Origin of the sequence: Colwellia sp. 1_MG-2023 (assembly GCF_030546755.1) — a bacterium.
In the GTDB taxonomy this organism is placed as follows: domain Bacteria; phylum Pseudomonadota; class Gammaproteobacteria; order Enterobacterales; family Alteromonadaceae; genus Thalassotalea_H.
On the sequence record NZ_JAUOPE010000003.1, the window covers coordinates 243,585 to 262,573 of the forward strand.

Annotated in this window: 13 protein-coding genes; 8 read left to right on the forward strand and 5 right to left on the reverse strand. The window is 38.1% G+C overall.

Going from position 1 to position 18,989, the window contains the following annotated elements:
* Positions 1-67: 67 nt before the first annotated feature.
* A complete protein-coding gene (locus tag Q4493_RS04915) occupies positions 68-880 on the forward strand; it encodes a class I SAM-dependent methyltransferase (protein ID WP_303449808.1) in 813 nt (270 codons plus the stop codon).
* A 115-nt stretch (positions 881-995) separates the two neighbouring features.
* Positions 996-2,282: a phosphoribosylamine--glycine ligase gene (gene purD / locus Q4493_RS04920; protein ID WP_303449809.1), complete on the forward strand. Its 1,287-nt coding sequence runs from the start codon at positions 996-998 to the stop codon at positions 2,280-2,282.
* A gap of 68 nt (positions 2,283-2,350) precedes the next feature.
* Here the strand turns inward: purD and Q4493_RS04925 are convergent, their stop codons facing one another.
* Entirely contained in the window at positions 2,351-3,259 is a 909-nt protein-coding gene (locus Q4493_RS04925; RefSeq protein ID WP_303449810.1) for a TIGR03899 family protein, read from the reverse strand.
* 284 nt (positions 3,260-3,543) lie between these two features.
* On the opposite strand from Q4493_RS04925, the gene Q4493_RS04930 reads away from it, so the two are divergent.
* Positions 3,544-5,766, forward strand: coding sequence for an EAL domain-containing protein (locus Q4493_RS04930; RefSeq protein ID WP_303449811.1), 2,223 nt, complete (start codon positions 3,544-3,546; stop codon positions 5,764-5,766).
* Positions 5,767-5,840: 74 nt separating this feature from the next.
* On the opposite strand, the gene Q4493_RS04935 is transcribed toward Q4493_RS04930, so the two are convergent.
* Complete coding sequence (locus Q4493_RS04935) at positions 5,841-7,016, reverse strand: MFS transporter (RefSeq protein WP_303449812.1); 1,176 nt, start codon at positions 7,014-7,016, stop codon at positions 5,841-5,843.
* A 312-nt stretch (positions 7,017-7,328) separates the two neighbouring features.
* Between Q4493_RS04935 and fadB the strand changes: the two genes are divergently transcribed.
* The 4 genes from fadB to Q4493_RS04955 all read left to right on the forward strand — a co-directional run bounded on the left by fadB (position 7,329) and on the right by Q4493_RS04955 (position 12,318).
* Positions 7,329-9,488: a fatty acid oxidation complex subunit alpha FadB gene (gene fadB / locus Q4493_RS04940; RefSeq protein ID WP_303449814.1), complete on the forward strand. Its 2,160-nt coding sequence runs from the start codon at positions 7,329-7,331 to the stop codon at positions 9,486-9,488.
* Between the two features lie 9 nt (positions 9,489-9,497).
* On the forward strand, positions 9,498-10,661 hold the full coding sequence (fadA, locus tag Q4493_RS04945; RefSeq protein WP_303449816.1) for an acetyl-CoA C-acyltransferase FadA: 1,164 nt from the start codon (positions 9,498-9,500) through the stop codon (positions 10,659-10,661).
* Positions 10,662-10,799: 138 nt separating this feature from the next.
* A complete protein-coding gene (locus tag Q4493_RS04950; protein WP_303449818.1) occupies positions 10,800-11,639 on the forward strand; it encodes a helix-turn-helix domain-containing protein in 840 nt (279 codons plus the stop codon).
* Between the two features lie 226 nt (positions 11,640-11,865).
* The gene (locus tag Q4493_RS04955; RefSeq protein ID WP_303449819.1) at positions 11,866-12,318 is read left to right on the forward strand and encodes a GNAT family N-acetyltransferase; all 453 of its coding nucleotides are present in this window, start codon (positions 11,866-11,868) and stop codon (positions 12,316-12,318) included.
* Here Q4493_RS04955 and Q4493_RS04960 read toward each other — a convergent pair.
* Positions 12,315-14,234 (reverse strand): DNA topoisomerase III, encoded by a 1,920-nt coding sequence (locus tag Q4493_RS04960; protein ID WP_303449821.1) that lies wholly within the window; start codon positions 14,232-14,234, stop codon positions 12,315-12,317. The genes Q4493_RS04955 and Q4493_RS04960 overlap by 4 nt on opposite strands.
* Before the next feature lie 193 nt (positions 14,235-14,427).
* On the opposite strand from Q4493_RS04960, the gene Q4493_RS04965 reads away from it, so the two are divergent.
* Positions 14,428-17,127 (forward strand): M14 family zinc carboxypeptidase, encoded by a 2,700-nt coding sequence (locus tag Q4493_RS04965; RefSeq protein WP_303449822.1) that lies wholly within the window; start codon positions 14,428-14,430, stop codon positions 17,125-17,127.
* A gap of 68 nt (positions 17,128-17,195) precedes the next feature.
* On the opposite strand, the gene Q4493_RS04970 is transcribed toward Q4493_RS04965, so the two are convergent.
* Entirely contained in the window at positions 17,196-17,738 is a 543-nt protein-coding gene (locus Q4493_RS04970; protein ID WP_368506779.1) for a GNAT family N-acetyltransferase, read from the reverse strand.
* Between the two features lie 281 nt (positions 17,739-18,019).
* Entirely contained in the window at positions 18,020-18,940 is a 921-nt protein-coding gene (locus tag Q4493_RS04975) for a manganese-dependent inorganic pyrophosphatase (RefSeq protein ID WP_303449823.1), read from the reverse strand.
* Positions 18,941-18,989: the final 49 nt, after the last annotated feature.

An 18,989-nucleotide genomic window follows, 5' to 3' on the forward strand; every position in this document is an offset into this window, starting at 1 on the left:
CTTGGTCTCATAATCTGTTATAAATAGTTTAGTTATATATTCACATTAATCATTTATGGAAGATCACATGAAAACAATAAAAACCCTTATCGCAGCTTCACTTGTTAGTTTATCAATGGCATCAGTTAGTTATGTTCAAGCAGGCAGTGATCAACTGACACAAGCAATAGCCGGAGATCATCGTTCTGCAGAAAACAAAGCACGTGATCAATATCGTCACCCTAAGGAAACGCTAGAATTTTTAGGGTTTAAGTCAAACATGACGGTGGTTGAAATTACTCCTGGCGGTGGTTGGTACACTGAAATTTTAGCTCCCGCATTAAAAGGATCGGGTAAGTTAATTGGTGCTCACTATCCTGATACGGGTGAAGATAATTATTATAGTAACTCCCGTAAACGATTAGAAAAAAAACTTGCTGGAAATGATGTTTTCAGTGAAGTAGAACTGTCGAACTTTGTGCCGAAAAAAGCCAGTGAATTAGCTCCAGCAGGCACAGCAGATATGGTGTTAACCTTCCGTAATTTGCATAACTGGGGAGATGAAGGCGTTCAGCAAGTATTTATGGATGCGCATAATGCTTTAAAATCTGGTGGCATCCTAGGTGTTGTTGAACATCGTCTACCTAAAGGCGTTGAAGAAAACGACATGAATCGCGGTTATGTTTCTGTGGATAAAACTGTCGCTCAAGCAAAAGCAGCGGGTTTTAAACTTGTTGGTTCAAGTGAAGTCAATGCTAATGCAAAAGATAAAGCTAGCTATGAAAAAGGTGTGTGGACTTTACCGCCACGTCTTGCATTAGGTGATAAAGATAAAGAGAAGTATTTAGCCATCGGTGAAAGTGACCGAATGACTTTAAAATTTGTTAAAAGTGCTAAATAACTTTTTTACAAATAATAGCGCGATTATATTGCCGCGCTAATCAATAATGGCTCAATGTTTTAAGCGAATAAAATGTTGAGCCAGTTTTTTACATCAATTTTAGGAAAATAGTTAAATGAATGTTTTGGTAATTGGTAGTGGTGGTCGTGAACATGCATTAGCATGGAAAGCAGCACAATCGTCTCAAGTAGATAAAGTGTTTGTTGCACCAGGAAATGCGGGCACTGCGACTGAAGATAAATTAGAGAATGTTGCCATCGCTGTTGGTGATATTGCAGCATTAGTTGATTTTGCTAAAACACAAAACATTACTTTAACCATTGTCGGTCCAGAACAACCATTAGTAGATGGTGTTGTTGATGCGTTTCAAGCGCAAGGGTTAACTATTTTTGGTCCTAGTGCTAAAGCTGCTCAACTTGAAGGTTCAAAAGCATTCACAAAAGATTTTCTTGCACGAAATAATATTCCTACGGGTTGGTATCAAAATTTCACCGAAATAGAACCTGCGTTAGCATATGTCCGTGAAAAGGGCGCTCCTATTGTGATTAAGGCTGATGGTTTAGCGGCAGGGAAAGGCGTTATTGTCGCCATGACTTTAACTGAAGCTGAAGATGCGATTAAAGATATGTTAGCGGGCAACGCTTTTGGTGATGCTGGACATCGTGTTGTTATTGAAGAGTTTTTAGCTGGTGAAGAAGCAAGCTTTATCGTGATGGTTGACGGTAAAAATGTTCTGGCTATGGCGACGAGTCAAGATCATAAACGTGCTTTCGATAATGATGAAGGTCCAAATACAGGTGGTATGGGAGCCTATTCTCCAGCGCCAGTGGTTACTCCTGAAATTCATCAACGAATTATGGATGAAGTTATTTATCCTACTGTTGAAGGCATGGCAAAAGAAGATGCTCCTTATACGGGCTTTTTATATGCCGGTTTAATGATTGATGCCGATGGTACGCCAAAAGTTATCGAATATAATTGTCGATTTGGCGATCCAGAAACACAGCCAATTATGATGCGATTAAATTCAGACATCGTTGAACTTTGTTTATCTGCTTGTAAAGGTGAACTTGATCAAGCGACAATCGACTTTGATCCTCGTCCAGCTGTTGGTGTTGTATTAGCTGCAGGTGGGTATCCAGGTAGCTATGCAAAAGGTAAAGTGATCAGTGGTTTAGACACTAATTCAAAATCAGATAGAAAAACCTTCCATGCGGGCACGGCCAATAATAATGGTGACATTGTGACAGCAGGTGGTCGAGTTCTGTGTGCTACAGCATTAGGGCAAAGTGTTACTGATGCACAAAAAGCTGCATATGAATTATTACATGAAATTAGTTGGGAAGACGTGCAGTTTAGAACAGACATTGCATATCGAGCAATAGCACGTGAGCAAAGTTAATATTGTTTTATTGCGAAATAGTTAATCCTAAAATCCGATGCTAACGTATCGGATTTTTTTTGCGTGGTTCAATAGTTAACGTTAAATAAACCAGTGATTTCTTGTTTTAAAAGATGGAGGTATTTCTTCTCGGGATTATCGGCGATCAATTGTGCTAATTCAGTACCGATTGGTGTGAATTTATAAAAAGTGAGTAAACTGCTATTTTTACTTGCCGTCAAAGATAAGTTGATGCCATTGAAACTAAATGTAATATTCTCTCCAGAAGCAATAGGAGGTGTTTCTGTTTCTTGAATAAAAATTAAGTGGTTGTCTGCTAACGTTAGTAATTCAGCATAGGATAGTCCAAAAGGGCTTAAGTTTATTCGGTGCTCTCTATTTTTGCTAAAAAAGTTAAATAATCCTGGAGTCTGTGAAGCACCAGAAATAATTCGCATACTTTTTTTTGATTGATCTTTTATCGCGATAGCACAAGCTTTAGCGAGAAGTTTAGCTTCATTAATACTCAGAGTTTTGAATGCTTGTAATGACTTTAAAGAAAAACTACCGGGGGATGATATTTCGCCCGCTAGGATCTTCGCCCATAAATCTTGCATGGTTTTATTACTGACATCTTCAGCTAAATTAATAAAATTATTAAACCAATCTTGATCTGCTCTATCAGCGACTTCATCATCCGAGCAATACCGAATCGCTCGTTGAATAATATGCTCGAGGTTTTGTTGTTTTCTTAAATGCGTGATGCGTTCACGCTTTTTTGACCTTTCTTCGATAGGGGGTTGTTTCTCAAGCGGGAGCAAAGCGCCATCAATGACAAATTGTTTAGCTAAACCCATCAGTTGCATTTGTGTAGAAGGATTAGCAGCACTTTGAGTGTTACTTTTACCCGTATTCTTTTCTGATGACGCAATGACGGTATTATCATTTTCAACTGGCAAAATGCTTGAGCTTGTATTGGAAGTTTTGCTAATTTTCATTCTACCGTCCTACGATGTACCAATAGTGAGATTGTTATTTTAGTATCACTGCGATAATTAAATTTGTCTATCACTAAAATTTTAATAGGCAATTATTGATAATTCACCTAATATTTACTTGTTAATGGCAATCAATAAAAAATTAATCATTAATTATGAATGATTTGTTGAATATTCTGTCACTCACTTTTATTATGTTAATATGGGTTTTAAAACCAACAATAAAAAACTAGTTAAAAGTCACTGAATTTAAAATGGTTTAATTGCCATTTCTTGAGGATTATATGCAGGCTTCTGAGGAAACTAACGACGATTTTTTGTTTATCGATGATAGTGATGAAGATGAAATACTAGAAAGTTCAACTGGTAATGCCTGGAAGGTATTAATTGTTGATGACGACCCCGAAATACATTCGGTGACTCAGCTTGCCTTATCAGACCTAGTCGTACTAGGCCAACGTTTAGAATATATTCACGCCTATTCAGGTAAAGATGCTTGTCAACTTATTGAGCAGCATAGCGATATTGTTTTAGTGTTATTAGATGTTGTTATGGAAACCGATGATGCCGGTTTAAATGTCGTGAAACACATTCGTGAAAATTTATCTCGTCAAGATATTCGTATTGTTTTACGTACTGGTCAGCCGGGTTATGCTCCCGAAGAAAGTGTCATTAAAGATTATGATATCAATGACTACAAAACAAAGACTGAATTAACCCGCCGAAAATTAGTCACTACTGTTTATGCCGCTATTCGTTCCTACCAACAAATTGAAACCGTCACGCAAAACCGTATCGGTTTAGAAAAAATTATTGGCGCTGCCGCTGAACTACTCGAATTACATTCAGTGAATGAATATGCTGATGGTGTGTTATCACAATTACAATTATTGAGTGATAGTGCTTACAGCGTTTTTTGTGCGCGAGGTCAGGGAATTGTTGATGGTGCTGATGATTTAAGTTTGTATATCTTAGGTCAGCAGGGATTGTCTATAGGCAAACAAAACCAAAAGCTAGAATCGTTAAATAATAATCTTGTACAGAAACAAATCACTAGTTGCTTCCAACAAAAACAGCACTTGTTTACCGACGACAGTGTTAGTTTATATCTTGCGAGTGGTGGTTTTAGAGCCGTTATTTATATTGAATTAAATAGCCCAATCAATGATATAGAAAAGCAATTGATTGAAGTTTTTCTGACTAATATTTCGATTGGTTATGAGAATGTTCACCTTTTTCAGAAATTGAGAGACGCTGCATATAAAGATTGGCTAACAGAACTGCCTAATCGTTTAGAGTTTGTTAATTTACTCGACGATTTTGCTCAAAGTGACGACAAAAATCTTGTTGCTGGTTTAATTGATATTAATCACTTTAGCGATATTAATGACGGTTTAGGTCAAGATTTAGGTAATCAATTACTGTTAGCTGTAACAGCACGAATGAAAGCTATGGGGGGGAATTGTAAATTTGCCCGTGTTGGTGCTGATGTTTTTGGAATTGTCGGACCTTCAGATCATCTTACGCCTGAAAACTTAAATAATTTATTCAAAAAAGCATTCTCAGCGGGCGAACAATACTTACCTATAAACGCTAGTTTTGGTTTATGCCATAAAAATGATGCAGGCTCACGTGGCGTAAAGGTTTTAAATCAAATTAACATTGCTTTAAATCTTGCAAAGAAAAGTAATCAAGAGCACTTTGTTTACTATAAGCAAGAAATGGAAGATAAAACGTTATGGCGTTTAGGAATGATCCGCCAATTGCGGACAGACTTTGCTGAAAATCGTTTAGAACTTTGGTATCAACCACAATTAAACTTAAATACTGGCAAAGTTATTGGTGCGGAAGCGTTATTACGTTGGCGTACTGCTGATGGTCAGTTTATTTCACCTGCCGTTTTTATTCCTTTAGCTGAATATTCTGGCCTTATTATTGAAATCGGTGATTGGGTTATCAAGCAAGCGTGTAAACAAATTAAAAGTTTAGAAGAACAATCGTTTTCTGATGTAAGTATTTCGGTAAACGTTTCTATCCCTCAATTTAAACGTGAAAACTTTGTTAGTAGTATTATTGATGCCATTAAGCATTATCAGGTCAACCCAAGTAAATTAGAGCTCGAAATTACTGAAAACATTTTGATGGATGAACCTCAAATTGTTATTGATGCGTTAAACCAAGTGAAAGCTGAAGGCATTAGTATCGCTTTAGATGACTTTGGTACGGGTTACTCTTCATTAAGTTATTTACAAAAGCTTCCGTTAGACCGCTTAAAAGTAGATCGCTCCTTTGTGATTGATATTGCCAAGCCTGGTCAATCAATTATTGCTGATACCATTATTAATTTAGGTAAACAAATGGATCTAAAAGTCATTGCAGAAGGGATAGAAGATAAAGACCAGGAAGCCCATTTGAAATCTCAAGCCTGCGATGAAGTTCAAGGTTTCTTTTATGCTAAACCGATGCCCGCAGATGAGTTTTTGGCGTTTTTACAGAATAACTCTTAACTTTCTCTAACTATTTAACACAAAGGTTGTGTCATATGAATTGCATATGACTCAACCTTTTTTATTGTTGGCAGCTAACTTTCTTGAAACTTGAGCTCAATACCTTGTTTTGGGTTTGTTGGTATTAAATGCGCTAAGCATAACGAACAAAAGGCAAAACCAGCGCCAACATAAAACACCCACGATGAATTAATAATCCACACTATACCCAATAATGCAGGGATAACGACTGCGGCAATATGATTAATTGAAAAGCTCACGCCAGCACTGGACGCTATATCTTCAGGCTTAGCAATTTTTTGAAAATAGGTTTTTATTGCTATCGCTAATGCGAAAAATAAATGATCAATCACATAAAGCGCTGCTGCGACGGTTGAGTTTTCGACTAAGCCATAAGCGATAAAGAGCGTGATCAAACCTATGTACTCAAATTTTAAAATTCTTCGTTCACCAATAATCCCGATTAATTTGCCAATGCGAGCGGCAAATAACCAATTGAAAATGTAGTTTATTAAAAATAGAGCACTAATATCAGCGACACTATAACCAAATTTTTCAACCATTAAAAAGCCGGCGAACACGACAAATATTTGTCTGCGAGCACCACTGAAAAATGTTAACGCGTAAAATAACCAGTATCGTTTTCTCAGGATCAGTTTTTTATCTTGTTCAACATGAACGGGAAACTGTTTAAAAGTCATGGCTAAGAATAAGGTAAATATTATCGCGATACCGCCAAATAAAGTGTAGGTAGCTAGATAAGACCAAGTAAATTTCTCCATTAATAGCCAAATACTACTAAAGGCCAATAAAGAGGCTGCTGATTTTGCTGATAACATTTTTCCCATGAAATGTGCGGTATTGTCTTTATTAATCCATTGCAGAGTTAGGGATTGGTTCACCGTTTCAAAGTAGTGAAATCCTACCGACATAATAACCGTGGTAATATATAAGCCGTAAACACTCGGAAAATAACCTGTTGCTGCGACGCCAAAGGCGGTAATAAACAAAGAGATAATTGCCAATTTTTGCTCTTTTACAAACAGTAAAAGATAAATAACGGTAAAAGCCAAAAAGCCGGGTATTTCACGTAAACTTTGTAAAATACCAATTTCTTTGCCAGTAAAATGTGCTTTTTCTATGACAAAATTATTAAGTAGTGCCATCCATACCGAAAAAACCAGCGGCATAATAAATGCCATGGCAAGGAGCAGGTTTTCAGGTCTTTGAGTGATTTTGGATAAATTCATATTAATATTTTGAGAAAAATAAAATATATTTTACGGTAATTAACACGTATTACCTATTTATATTGCTGTTTATTCATACTTAAATTTCACCATATTTAATTTGAACATCGTTTTTTAATCAACAAATCAGATAGTTGGGTTGTTTGTGTTTATTTTAATGCTTATCCAAATGTATTTTTTCATACGTATATTTAAAACGCTTGTTTAAATTTATTGCTTTTAGTTTTCTTTCAAGGCACACTCAATCGACTATTATTAAAAGCACAACGATTAACCCCTAATTTAAGTTAATGAAAAGTGAGGAGACTAGGCATGTTATTTCAAGGCAAAAGCCTTTCTGCCGAGTTACTGGAAAATGGCATTGTTGAATTTAAATTTGACGCCGAAGGTTCAGTAAACAAATTCGATCAGGCTACATTTGAAGAATATAAAGCAGTTATTGCAGCAATTAATAACTGCAATGAAGCAAAAGGGGTATTAATTACCTCAGGTAAAGCTAACTTTATTGTTGGTGCAGATATTACCGAGTTTTTAGAAATATTTAAAAAGCCAGAAGATGAACTTATTCCTTGGATCAAGCAAGGCTCAGATGTTTTTGATGCCTTTGAAGATATTGAACTGCCAAAGGTTGTTGCGCTTAATGGCTTTGCGTTAGGTGGCGGCTGTGAATTTAGTTTAGCGTGTGAATATCGAATTGCCGATACCACATGTTCTATTGGTTTACCTGAAGTGAAATTAGGCTTAATGCCAGGCTTTGGCGGAACCGTACGTTTGCCACGCGTAATTGGTGCTGATAATGCGATTGAATGGATGTCGACTGGTAAAGCTCATAAAGCAGAACAGGCGTTAGCTGTCGGTGTATTAGATGCTGTTGTCGCTCCTGAGCATTTACGTGAAGCTGCGTTAACAACGTTACAACAAGCGATTGATGGCAAATTAGATTGGCGAGCAAAACGTCAACCAAAACTTGAACCATTAAATTTATCACCTACTGAAAGTATCATGACATTTACTACCTGTAAGGGGATGATAGCAGCCAAAGCGGGTAAACATTATCCTGCGCCAATGGCGACAGTGAAAACTATTGAAGCTGCTGCTGGCTTAGGTCGAGAAGGCGCAATGGCACTTGAAAATAAAGGTTTTGCCTTGCTTGCTAAAACTGATGCCGCAACTGCACAAATTGGTTTGTTTATGGCCGACCAAGTAGTGAAAGGTAAAGCTAAAAAAGCTGGGAAATTAGCCACTAAATCAGTTGAACGTGCAGCTGTGTTAGGTGCAGGTATTATGGGTGGCGGTATTGCTTACCAGTCAGCTTATAAAGGCACACCGATTGTCATGAAAGACATTAACAATCAAGCGCTTGATTTAGGTTTAACCACAGCAGCAGGTATTTTATCAAAGCTTGCTGATCGAGGCAGAATCGATGCTAAGAAAATGGCCGGAGTCCTAAATAATATTACACCAACGTTAAGTTACGATAGCGTCAAAGACGTTGATATTGTGGTTGAAGCGGTTGTTGAAAACCCGAAAGTAAAAGCGGCAGTGTTAGCTGAAGTTGAAACTTATGTTGATGAAGATGCAATTATTACTTCAAACACTTCAACTATTTCAATCGATTTACTTGCTCAAAGCGTTAAACGCAAAGACAAATTTTGTGGTATGCACTTTTTCAACCCAGTAAATAAAATGCCCCTAGTTGAAATTATTCGTGGTAAAGAAACCTCTGATGAAACTATCGCAACTGTGGTTGCTTATGCGGCTAAAATGGGTAAATCACCTATTGTTGTTAATGATTGTCCAGGTTTTTATATCAATCGAGTGCTATTTCCTTATTTCGCAGGCTTCAGTCAATTAGTGCTTGAAGGTGCTGACTTTACAGCCGTTGATAAAGTCATGGAAAAACAATTTGGTTGGCCAATGGGACCTGCATACCTACTTGATGTTGTTGGTATTGATACCGCAGATCATTGTACTGGTGTGATGTCGGCAGGTTTCCCAACTCGTATGGCTAAAATTGCTAATGACCCTGTTAGCGCACTTTATAATGCTAACCGTTTAGGTCAGAAAAACGGTGGTGGCTTTTTCGATTACGGTAAAGATAAACGTGGTAAACCGACTAAAGTTGCTGCGCAAGCAGCTTATGATTTACTAAATGTTGATACGAAAGCTTTTGAAGCTGATGAAATCATCGCACGCCTAATGATTCCTATGGTGAATGAAGTTGTCCGTTGTTTAGAGGAAGGTGTTGTTGATACCGCCGCAGAAGCAGATATGGGCTTAATTTACGGTTTAGGTTTCCCTCCATTTAGAGGCGGCCCAATTCGTTATTTAGAAACAGTTGGTTTAACTAACTTTATCGAAATGGCAGATAAATTTGCTCACTTAGGTGAAATTTATCAAGTAACTGATGGTATGCGTGACATGGCAGCCTCAGGTAAATCTTACTTCAACACTGACGTTAAAACAGCTTAGGAGACCATCATGAAAGAAGTCGTAATTGTCGATTGTATTCGTACACCAATGGGGCGCTCTAAAGCGGGTGTTTTTCGTAACGTTCGTGCTGAAGGGTTATCTGCACATTTAATGCAACAACTGTTGGTGAGAAATCCTAATTTAGATCCTGCATTAATTGAAGATATTATTTGGGGTAACGTTAAGCAAACTAAAGAGCAAGGGTTTAACATTGCCCGTAATGCGCAATTATTAACAAGCATTCCAAAATCTGTCGGCGCAGTAACTGTGAACCGTTTATGTGGCTCATCGATGCAAGCATTACATGATGCCACAACCAATATTATGGCTGGTCAAGGCGATGTATTTATTGTTGGTGGTGTTGAGCACATGGGGCATGTTCCTATGATGTACGATGTAGATTTTGATCCAGCTCTAAGCAAATACATCTCACGTGCCGCGGGAAACATGGGCTTAACGGCTGAATTACTGGGTAAACAACATGGTATTACTCGTGAACAGCAAGATGCCTTTGCTGCTCGATCACATCAACGTGCGCACCAAGCGACACTTGATGGACGTTGGGCAAATGAAATTGTCGCCACTCAAGGTCATGATGCTATGGGCGCTTTAACGTTAGTTGAGCATGATGAAGTGATCCGTCCTGAAACAACCGTTGAAACGTTAGCGGGTTTACGTCCGGTATTTGATCCGGTTAACGGTACGGTGACAGCAGGTACCTCTTCTGCACTTTCTGATGGTGCTTCTGCGATGTTAGTGATGTCAGCAGATAGAGCGAAAGAATTAGGGTTAACGCCGCGTGCGAAAATCCGTGGTATGGGGGTTGCAGGTTGTGATCCTTCTACGATGGGGTTTGGTCCAGTGCCTGCCACGAAAAAAGCCTTGAAGCGAGCAGGCTTAACCCTTGCTGATATTGAGCTTGCCGAGTTTAATGAAGCTTTTGCTGCGCAAGCATTATCTTGTATTCGCGCCTTAGGTTTAGAAGAAAGAGCGGATGATATGATCAACCTGAACGGTGGTGCTATCGCATTAGGACACCCATTAGGTTGTTCTGGCTCTCGTATTACTGGAACATTATTGAACTTGATGGAAGGGCAAGATGTAAATATTGGCCTTGCGACTATGTGTATTGGTTTAGGCCAAGGTATTGCAACGGTAATTGAACGCGTGTAGTTGTATTTCTCGCGCAGTAAAAAGCTCACTTCGGTGAGCTTTTGTGTTTCCATATTATCAACCTAACTAGTTTCAATAGTTTAATACTTGGCTAAATGCGTATAACCTACCAATAAATTCAATCAAAGATTGCCATTAATGAGAACGTGGAAGTTTCAACCTATAGATCAAACGGTTGCTAAATTTATCAATTGTTATTGGTGTATAGAAAAAGAAAGCTCAGATATTACACTTGATAATCCTATTTTAAATCCTGATCCTTCCGCTACTTTAATCATTGCGCCAGATGAACAACACTATTGTTACCAAAATAGTCATCAAATTTTTTCTGGGGTGGGTTGTCATTGGCTCTTTCCAAATAGCCAATCATTACAACTCGATCACTCCAAGCCGTTTCACATTATAGGAATAAAATTTCACGTGGGGGCGCTGTATTCGCTCCATAAAAAGCCAGCAACACCAAAACTAGATTTAGTAGAAGAAGTTAATTTTATGTCTCTATTCAATAACGACAATATTGTGCAATCAAACATATTAGACTTGTCTAAAAATAATGAGCAATTGTGCATAGAATTAATGGATGAGCTAATACTCTCCTGGGTTAAAAATAGCAAGCTAGATAAACAAAGTGAACTCGTGAGAAAAGCAATTCCACTATTATCAACTACCCCAGTTTCAAACATAGGAAGTCAACTTAATTGCTCGCAGCGGACTATAGAGCGTAACTTTTCTCGGGTTACGGGGTTAACATTAAAGCAATGCCAATCAATGAATCGTTTTGAAGAGGTTTTAAGTCGGTTATATCAATTAGAAAATCAGCCGGTTAACTGGCTAGATATTGTCGATGAATTTGGCTTTAGTGATCAACCTCATTTGATTAATTATATTAAAAACATCATTGGTAAAACACCTAATGAATACCTCAAGAAAAGAGATATTACTATTGATATTTATGGAGATTTTGAAAGTAAAACTTAGGGAATTTAGCGCTTTCAATATAACCACTCATTCTATACTTTTACTTGTTTCAGCTTTTCAACACCCCAGCAATTAAAACTGAAAAGTCATAGCTTCTAATGAATACGTTAGAAAACATAAAAAATGTGTCGTATTTTTACAATCTATGCAGAGAAATTAACGATATTATTTTCATCAACATCAGCAAATACTTAACACTAAAATGCTTTAAGTAAATGAGAAGAGAATGACAATTAATATTAGAAAGTATCAAACCCATGACCTGAAAGGATTACTGATTGTTTGGGAAAAATCGTCAAGGCTTGCGCACCCTTTTATGGCAAATTCATTTTTTGAACAAGAACGAGATAATATTCCTAACATATATATTCCGAATACGGATACTCAAGTGATCACCGTCGACGGAGTTGTAGTCGGTTTTATTGCGCTTATTGAAGGCGAAAATTCAGGTGTCAAAAATTGTGAAATAGGTGGGTTGTTTGTAGATCCAAACTATCATGGACAAAAACTAGGTAAAGCGCTTGTCGATTTTGCTGTAGATAAATACGGACCATTAACCGTTAAAGTATTAAAAGAAAATCATTTAGGCAGGTCGTTTTATAACAAATATGGTTTTGCTTTCATGCGTGAAATTACGTGGGAACCGACAGGCGATATTTTAATTGAACTGAAATGCTAAGCCGTTTTTTTCGAGGATCTTCGACGCTTTTTATAGGCTGGCTTTTGCGTTGATTTTATTCCTTTTAATGACGTGGGTAATTGTTGGCTTGCCAGATTTATTAGCTCGGTTAATGTGCTGGTTAATGGTTGCATAAAGTTCTGATAATTAGATTTTTTTTCACTGATGTTATTTAGCATCGCTTCCCATTGTGCGGTCATATCGGGAGTCGTACATTGTTGAGGTAAGGCATTAATTAACCCTTTGCCAGCATCTGTAGCATGAATTAATTTTCCTTGTCGCTTTAAAAACCCTCGCTTAAATAATAACTCGATAATATTTGCTCGCGTAGCTTCCGTGCCTAAACCATCGGTTTCCTTTAGTATTGATTTAAGTTGTTTATCGTTTACAAAACGGCTGATGCCGGTCATTGCCGCTAATAATGTGGCATCAGTGAAGGCCTTAGGTGCTTGGGTCATTTTTTCCAGTAAATTACCTTGTTGACACTGTAAAACGTCCCCTTTTTTTACCTCTGGTAAGTATTGTACGGTATCAACATCTGAGTTTTTATTTTCCTGTTTATACAAACTCTTCCAGCCGATTTGAGTTGGAATATTTGCGCTTGCGGTAAATAAACCGCCGGCTATATCAAGGTCAATTTTAGTATGATCATATAAATAAGCCGGATAGAATTGAGCAATGTATTGTCGTGCTATTAATTGATAAATATTCTTTTCAAAACTGTTTAACGTAATGTTTTGTGATGATTTTTCTGTAGGGATAATCGCGTGGTGAGCGGTTATTTTCTTACTATTCCACGCCTTACTTTTTAATGATGAATTGGCCTTATTCGCCGCTTCTCTTAAAGGGCCATCTATTTGCGATAAATGTTTTAAAATTGGAGTTGCTTGTTGATGCTGTTCTGCCGGTAAATATCGGCAATCAGATCTAGGGTAAGTGATTAATTTATGTTTTTCATAAAGCGTTTGGCAAACGTCTAACACCAACTTAGCATTCATTGAATATTGATTTGCAGCTGCAATTTGTAAGGCGGAAAGGTTAAAAGGCAAGGGGGGCTGTTGCTGCTTTTGCTCTTTTTTTACATTACTAACCGTCGCGGGTTGATTGGTAATACGTTGGATAACATTTTCTGCGAGGCTTTTGACGAGCACGCGACCTTCATCGTCCATATATGGTTGGCAAGCATCACTTGGTTGCCATTTCGCGGCAAAGTTTTCGTTATTGTTAGTGAGAATATTTGCCGTTACTTGATAGAAAGGCTTGGCAACAAAATGCTTAATTTCATCGTCTCTGTTGACCACTAATCCTAAAACTGGAGTTTGTACCCGACCGACAGATAATACGCCCTGATACCCTACTTTTCCGCCTTGGATAGTGTACGCTCGGGTTAAATTAATACCGTATAACCAATCGGCTCTACTTCTGGCTAAAGCAGAAACAGATAAAGGCATGAACGCGTTGTTCGATTGCAATTTTTTTAGCGCACGTTGAACAGCTGAACGATTTAAGTCACTGATTAATAAGCGTTGAGTGTGCTTTTTTTTATGCTCATCAACGTTAAGGTAATCGATAACTTCATCAATTAATAATTGCCCTTCGCGATCAGGGTCTCCGGCATGAATTATTTGCTCGGCTTGTTTGACTAACTTTCGGATGACGCTAAGCTGACTTTTGGTTTTATATTTAGGCTTCAGTTGCCACTTTTCGGGAATAATCGGGAGGTGGTCTAATTGCCACTTTTTATACTTATCATCATAACTGTCAGGATCTGCTTGTTCTAAGATATGGCCAATACACCATGAAACGACATCGCCATTTCCCACCTCAATAAATCCCTGCTGCTTTTTATGTGGTTTGGGTAAAGCATCAGCAATGGCACGACCTAAACTGGGTTTTTCAGCAAGATAAAGCTTCATGAATTATTTAAGTATAGTGAAATAAGCATAGTGTAATTTAATACTGTCTATATATCCAGTTGCTTGGTTAATCTTTATGGCAAATGAGTTTTCACTTTTAACGACTTTACTTGTTAGTGATTTTTAAAGTTGATAAGAGACAAACTTAACGATAGGTTAGTGGTATCTGTTTTTTCTTCGGACTGTTTATCACATGATATTCAAATATTTATCATTTATTTGCTCACTCTTGATTACTTTGCTTATTTCTGTCAATTCGTTTGCTAACTCAGCGACAAGCAAAATGTGGCCAGGTAGCCAATATCGCGATGCTATCCCTACTTTTGAGCAAGTATTGGGGTACGAGGTTGGTGATCGTATTACAAATCACCATGATATGCTGCGTTATTTTGAAGCATTAGAAAGTGCTGAACCAGACAAAATAAAACTGTTTGAATATGGCCGAACGTGGGAAGGGCGAAAGCTAATATATGTAGCTATTGGGAGTGCTGACAATATTGCCGATCTCGAGGGCTTTGCTAATAAAATGCAGCAGTTGTCTGATCCGAGAAAAACCGATAAACAAACCGCTAAAAAATTAATCGCTCAATTACCCGTTTCGGTTTGGCTCGGTTATGGTGTTCATGGTAATGAAATCAGTAGTACAGATGCGGCAATGATGATGGCTTATCATTTATTAGCCGCCCCAGATGAACCGACCAATCAAAAGATTTTAGCCAACACCATAGTATTTATCGATCCACTGCAAAACCCTGATGGCCGTACCCGGTTTACCAGTCGTTATTATTCAACGGTTGGTATGGAGCACAGTGACGATCGTTTAAGTGCCGAGCACAATGAACCTTGGCCAAGTGGTCGCTCTAATCATTACCTATTTGATATGAACAGAGACTGGTTAGCTATAACGCAACCTGAAACGGCCGGTAGAATTAAAACAATCAATCATTATCGTCCTTTAGTGGTGATTGATTTACATGAAATGGGAGGTGATCAAAGTTATTACTTTTCGCCTTCTGCTCAACCGTTTAATCCGCATATGACCAAAACGCAAATAGATAATATTGCGATTGTAGGAAGAAATAACGGTAAACACTTTGACCGTTTAGGTTTTGACTTTTTCACCCGTGAAATTTTTGATGCTTTTTATCCAGGCTATGGTGATAGTTGGCCAACGTTTTATGGTGCGTCGGCTTCAACTTATGAAGTTTCTTCATCAAGAGGTGAGATATTTAAAAAAGCTACTGGTGAAATTTTAACGTATTTTAATACCGTGCATCGTCATTTTGTTGCGTCTGTTTCTACCGCTGAAGCGGTCTCAGATAATCATAAAAAATTATTGAATGATTATTATCAGTATCAAGTGAACGCTATTTCGGCTGGCGAAGATAAAAAAGAGCGTGTTTATATCTTACCTAATCAGCTAAATAAAGCGGGTACTCATCGACTAGCTACATTAATGGCACAACATGATATTGATGTACACCGAGCAAAAGAAGCCTTTAAAAGTTGCGGGAAAAAATACCAAGCAGGAACTTACTTTATCGATTCAGCCCAACCAAAAGGGCGATTTGTCACCACAACCTTCAGTAAACAAGTCGATATGGACAGTAAGTTCATCAAAGAACAAGAACGTCGCCGTAGTCGAAAACTTCATGATGAAATATACGACACAACCGGCTGGTCATTACCATTAATGTTTGATGTTGATGTAGAACATTGTAGTAAGCCGATATCAATAGCAACCGAACGAGTAAACGCTGATGATCAGCTCATCGGTGATGTCAGTAATATTGACGCCACTGTTGGTTATGTTGTTAATTGGGGAGATATGGCAGCCGGTCGTTTTTTAACGGCAGCCTTATTAAAAGGCATCGCCGTGAAAAGTGCTGATAAAGCTTTTGTTTTAGACAATAAACATCAATTTTCAGCAGGTTCGTTAATTATTGAAAAACGTGCTAATGACGAAAACTTAGCAAGTGAAATAGCAAAAATTGCTACCCAAACTGGGGCAATTGTCACCGGAGTAAATACTAGCTGGGTTACCGAAGGACCTAGTTTTGGTAGTGATAATTCCGTCAAAATGGTAGCGCCTAAAATAGCAATGGCGTGGGATGAACCGGTAAGTTCGCTTAGTGCAGGAAATTCAAGGTTTGTCATTGAACGACAATTTAACTACCCGGTTACCGCTATTCGTACGCCTATGCTTAAAAGGGCTGATTTATCGCATTACCACGTGCTTATTTTACCTTCTGGCAATTATATGGATGCGCTAGGTGAAACGGGCGCAGATAATATTAAGCAATGGATAAAACGTGGTGGGGTGTTAATTACGTTTGGTCAAGCCACGAAGTTTGCCGCAGATCAAACCATTGGTTTATTGGATGTGAAAAGGGAAAGAGCATTCAAAGATGAATCAGATGAAAAGAAACCTACCAAAGAGTCTGAAAAAGAGTCTGAAGTAGATGGACAATTATTTACCTCAAAAGAAAGCTTAATCAAGGCGAGTGAAAATATTAAGGAAAAGCCTGATTTTGTTGCGGGGGTATTAGCCAATATAGAAGTCGATCAAGAGCATTGGTTGACTGCTGGCGTGAATCAACAGTTAGCCGCAATTGCATACGGAAATGACATTTATACCCCGATAAAGCTCGCCTCGGGCAAGAATGTCGCTTGGTTTAGTGGGCCAGAAAATGTGCTAGCGAGTGGCTATCTTTGGGAAGAAAATAAAAAGCAATTAGCGTATAAACCTTATTTGATTCACCAACCTATGGCTAAAGGTATGGTTATCAGTTTTACTCAAGAGCCTACCACAAGAGCTTATCTTGATGGTTTAAATGTTATGCTCTTAAATACTATCTTTAGATCGGCGGCACATGCGGCACCGTTACGTTGATAAGTAATATTTAGTTAATTAATCAAGCCAGCGTTTGCTGGCTTTTTAGTACTTGAAAAGATGGCTCGCTAGTTGTTAGCTATTTGATAGTACGCAACATCACATTCAAATAACGGGTCAATATGACGGTAGGTTTTTAAATATGTCATACCGATGTTTTTCATCACGCCAATTGATCCTAAATTTTCCTCGTCAGCAATTGCACTAAAAGCCCGATAATTTTTATTACCCGCGAAAGCGTCTTTGATTTGTTGAGCGGCTTCACTGGCGTAGCCTTTGCCCCATGACGATTGAAAAAATCGCCAACCGAGTTCAAGGTTGTCAAATTCAGGATTATCTGAAAAGAAATACATTGGCCTGACAAGCACCCAGCCAATATATTCATTGCTTCCTTTTAGGGAAACTTGCCATAAGCCGAAGCCTTTTTCCGCATCGCGATATGCCTGCATACGGGGAATAAATACGTCGTTAATTTTTTCTCGAGATGATACTTCACCGTTACTAATGTATTTCATTACTTCGGGATCTTGATCAAGCTGGAAGAGAAGTTCACCGTCGTTTTTGTCCATTAATCGGTAAGTTAATCGAGCAGAGTTTTCAATTTTAATCATTTTAACATTCCCCAATTTACAAGACTTTATAGTCTAAAGCTTAAACCCTGTACATACACGAAATTATGCTCCAGCAATTTCGACATACCGTACATCGACGTGCATGGATGCACTAATGCCTAGAAAGGCAGGATGCCTAAAAAAGGCCTGAACATCCTCGCTCCTTGCCATCCATGGCATCACGACATACCGTTCATCCTGAACATAAAAAGCTCTGTAACATTTTTTGTCACAGAGCTTTATCTATACTTCTTTCAAGTTAAAGAATAACGTAGGAGCGTTTATGCCAAAGACTCTTGTAAAGGTGGCACAACTTGCTTCTTACGTGAAAGTACCCCGTCTAACCACACTTTGCCATCTACCGTTGCTTTACCATAGGCTTTTTCGGTTAAATCGGCGTTGTCACTTACTACTAACATTTCTGAACCTTCTTTCATGATGTCAGTTAACAATAAGATAACGCTGTGACGATTACCTTCAGCTTTTAATGCCGCAATATCAGCTTCAAGATCTGCTTTCATGTCGTCAAAAATAGCTAAATCGATCACTTCAAGTTGACCGATCCCGACAAGTTTACCGTTCATGTCGAAATCTTTAAAATCACGCAATACTAAGTCACGAACTGGTGTTCCTTCAACAGCTGATTTCACTTTAAACATTTCCATGCCTAATGCTTGTGGATCTTCAATACCTGCAATTTCAGCTAACGCTTCCACACATTTAATATCGGCAGTAGTACAAGTTGGCGATTTAAAGACAACCGTGTCAGATAAAATCGCACACATCATCGCACCGGCAATGTTTTTAGGAATTTCAACGTTATGAAAGTCATACATCATTTTAATAATGGTGTTAGTACAACCCACTGGGCGAACCCAGATTTCTAACGGCGTAGAAGTTGTAATATCACCTAATTTATGATGATCAATAATACCTAAAATGGTTGCGTCATCAATATCATCAGGACCTTGGGTACGTTCTGAGTGATCAACTATATATAAGCTTTCACCGGCATAGCTCATTTTTAGTTCCGGCTGTTCAAAACCAAACTTATCCAAAATAAATAATGTTTCAGGTGAAAGTTCACCTAAACGTGCAGGTACTGTTTCTTCACCTAAGGTTGTTTTTAGGTATGAAAGGGCAATAGCTGAACAAATAGAATCTGAGTCAGGAATTTTGTGTCCGACAACATAATTAGGCATGGTAAATCTCTCTTTCGTAATTTGGCGCTATTCTAGCAAAAACTCATCG

Bases quoted from the DNA above. Each gene is read 5' to 3' on its own strand.
- Q4493_RS04960 (WP_303449821.1), bottom strand. From the start codon at position 14,234: ATGAAGCTTTATCTTGCTGAAAAACCCAGTTTAGGTCGTGCCATTGCT.
- Q4493_RS04970 (WP_368506779.1), bottom strand. From the start codon at position 17,738: ATGATTAAAATTGAAAACTCTGCTCGATTAACTTACCGATTAATGGAC.
- Q4493_RS04950 (WP_303449818.1), top strand. From the start codon at position 10,800: ATGAGAACGTGGAAGTTTCAACCTATAGATCAAACGGTTGCTAAATTT.
- Q4493_RS04915 (WP_303449808.1), top strand. From the start codon at position 68: ATGAAAACAATAAAAACCCTTATCGCAGCTTCACTTGTTAGTTTATCA.
- Q4493_RS04955 (WP_303449819.1), top strand. From the start codon at position 11,866: ATGACAATTAATATTAGAAAGTATCAAACCCATGACCTGAAAGGATTA.
- Q4493_RS04925 (WP_303449810.1), bottom strand. From the start codon at position 3,259: ATGAAAATTAGCAAAACTTCCAATACAAGCTCAAGCATTTTGCCAGTT.
- Q4493_RS04930 (WP_303449811.1), top strand. From the start codon at position 3,544: ATGCAGGCTTCTGAGGAAACTAACGACGATTTTTTGTTTATCGATGAT.
- Q4493_RS04975 (WP_303449823.1), bottom strand. From the start codon at position 18,940: ATGCCTAATTATGTTGTCGGACACAAAATTCCTGACTCAGATTCTATT.
- Q4493_RS04935 (WP_303449812.1), bottom strand. From the start codon at position 7,016: ATGAATTTATCCAAAATCACTCAAAGACCTGAAAACCTGCTCCTTGCC.
- fadA (WP_303449816.1), top strand. From the start codon at position 9,498: ATGAAAGAAGTCGTAATTGTCGATTGTATTCGTACACCAATGGGGCGC.
- purD (WP_303449809.1), top strand. From the start codon at position 996: ATGAATGTTTTGGTAATTGGTAGTGGTGGTCGTGAACATGCATTAGCA.
- Q4493_RS04965 (WP_303449822.1), top strand. From the start codon at position 14,428: ATGATATTCAAATATTTATCATTTATTTGCTCACTCTTGATTACTTTG.
- fadB (WP_303449814.1), top strand. From the start codon at position 7,329: ATGTTATTTCAAGGCAAAAGCCTTTCTGCCGAGTTACTGGAAAATGGC.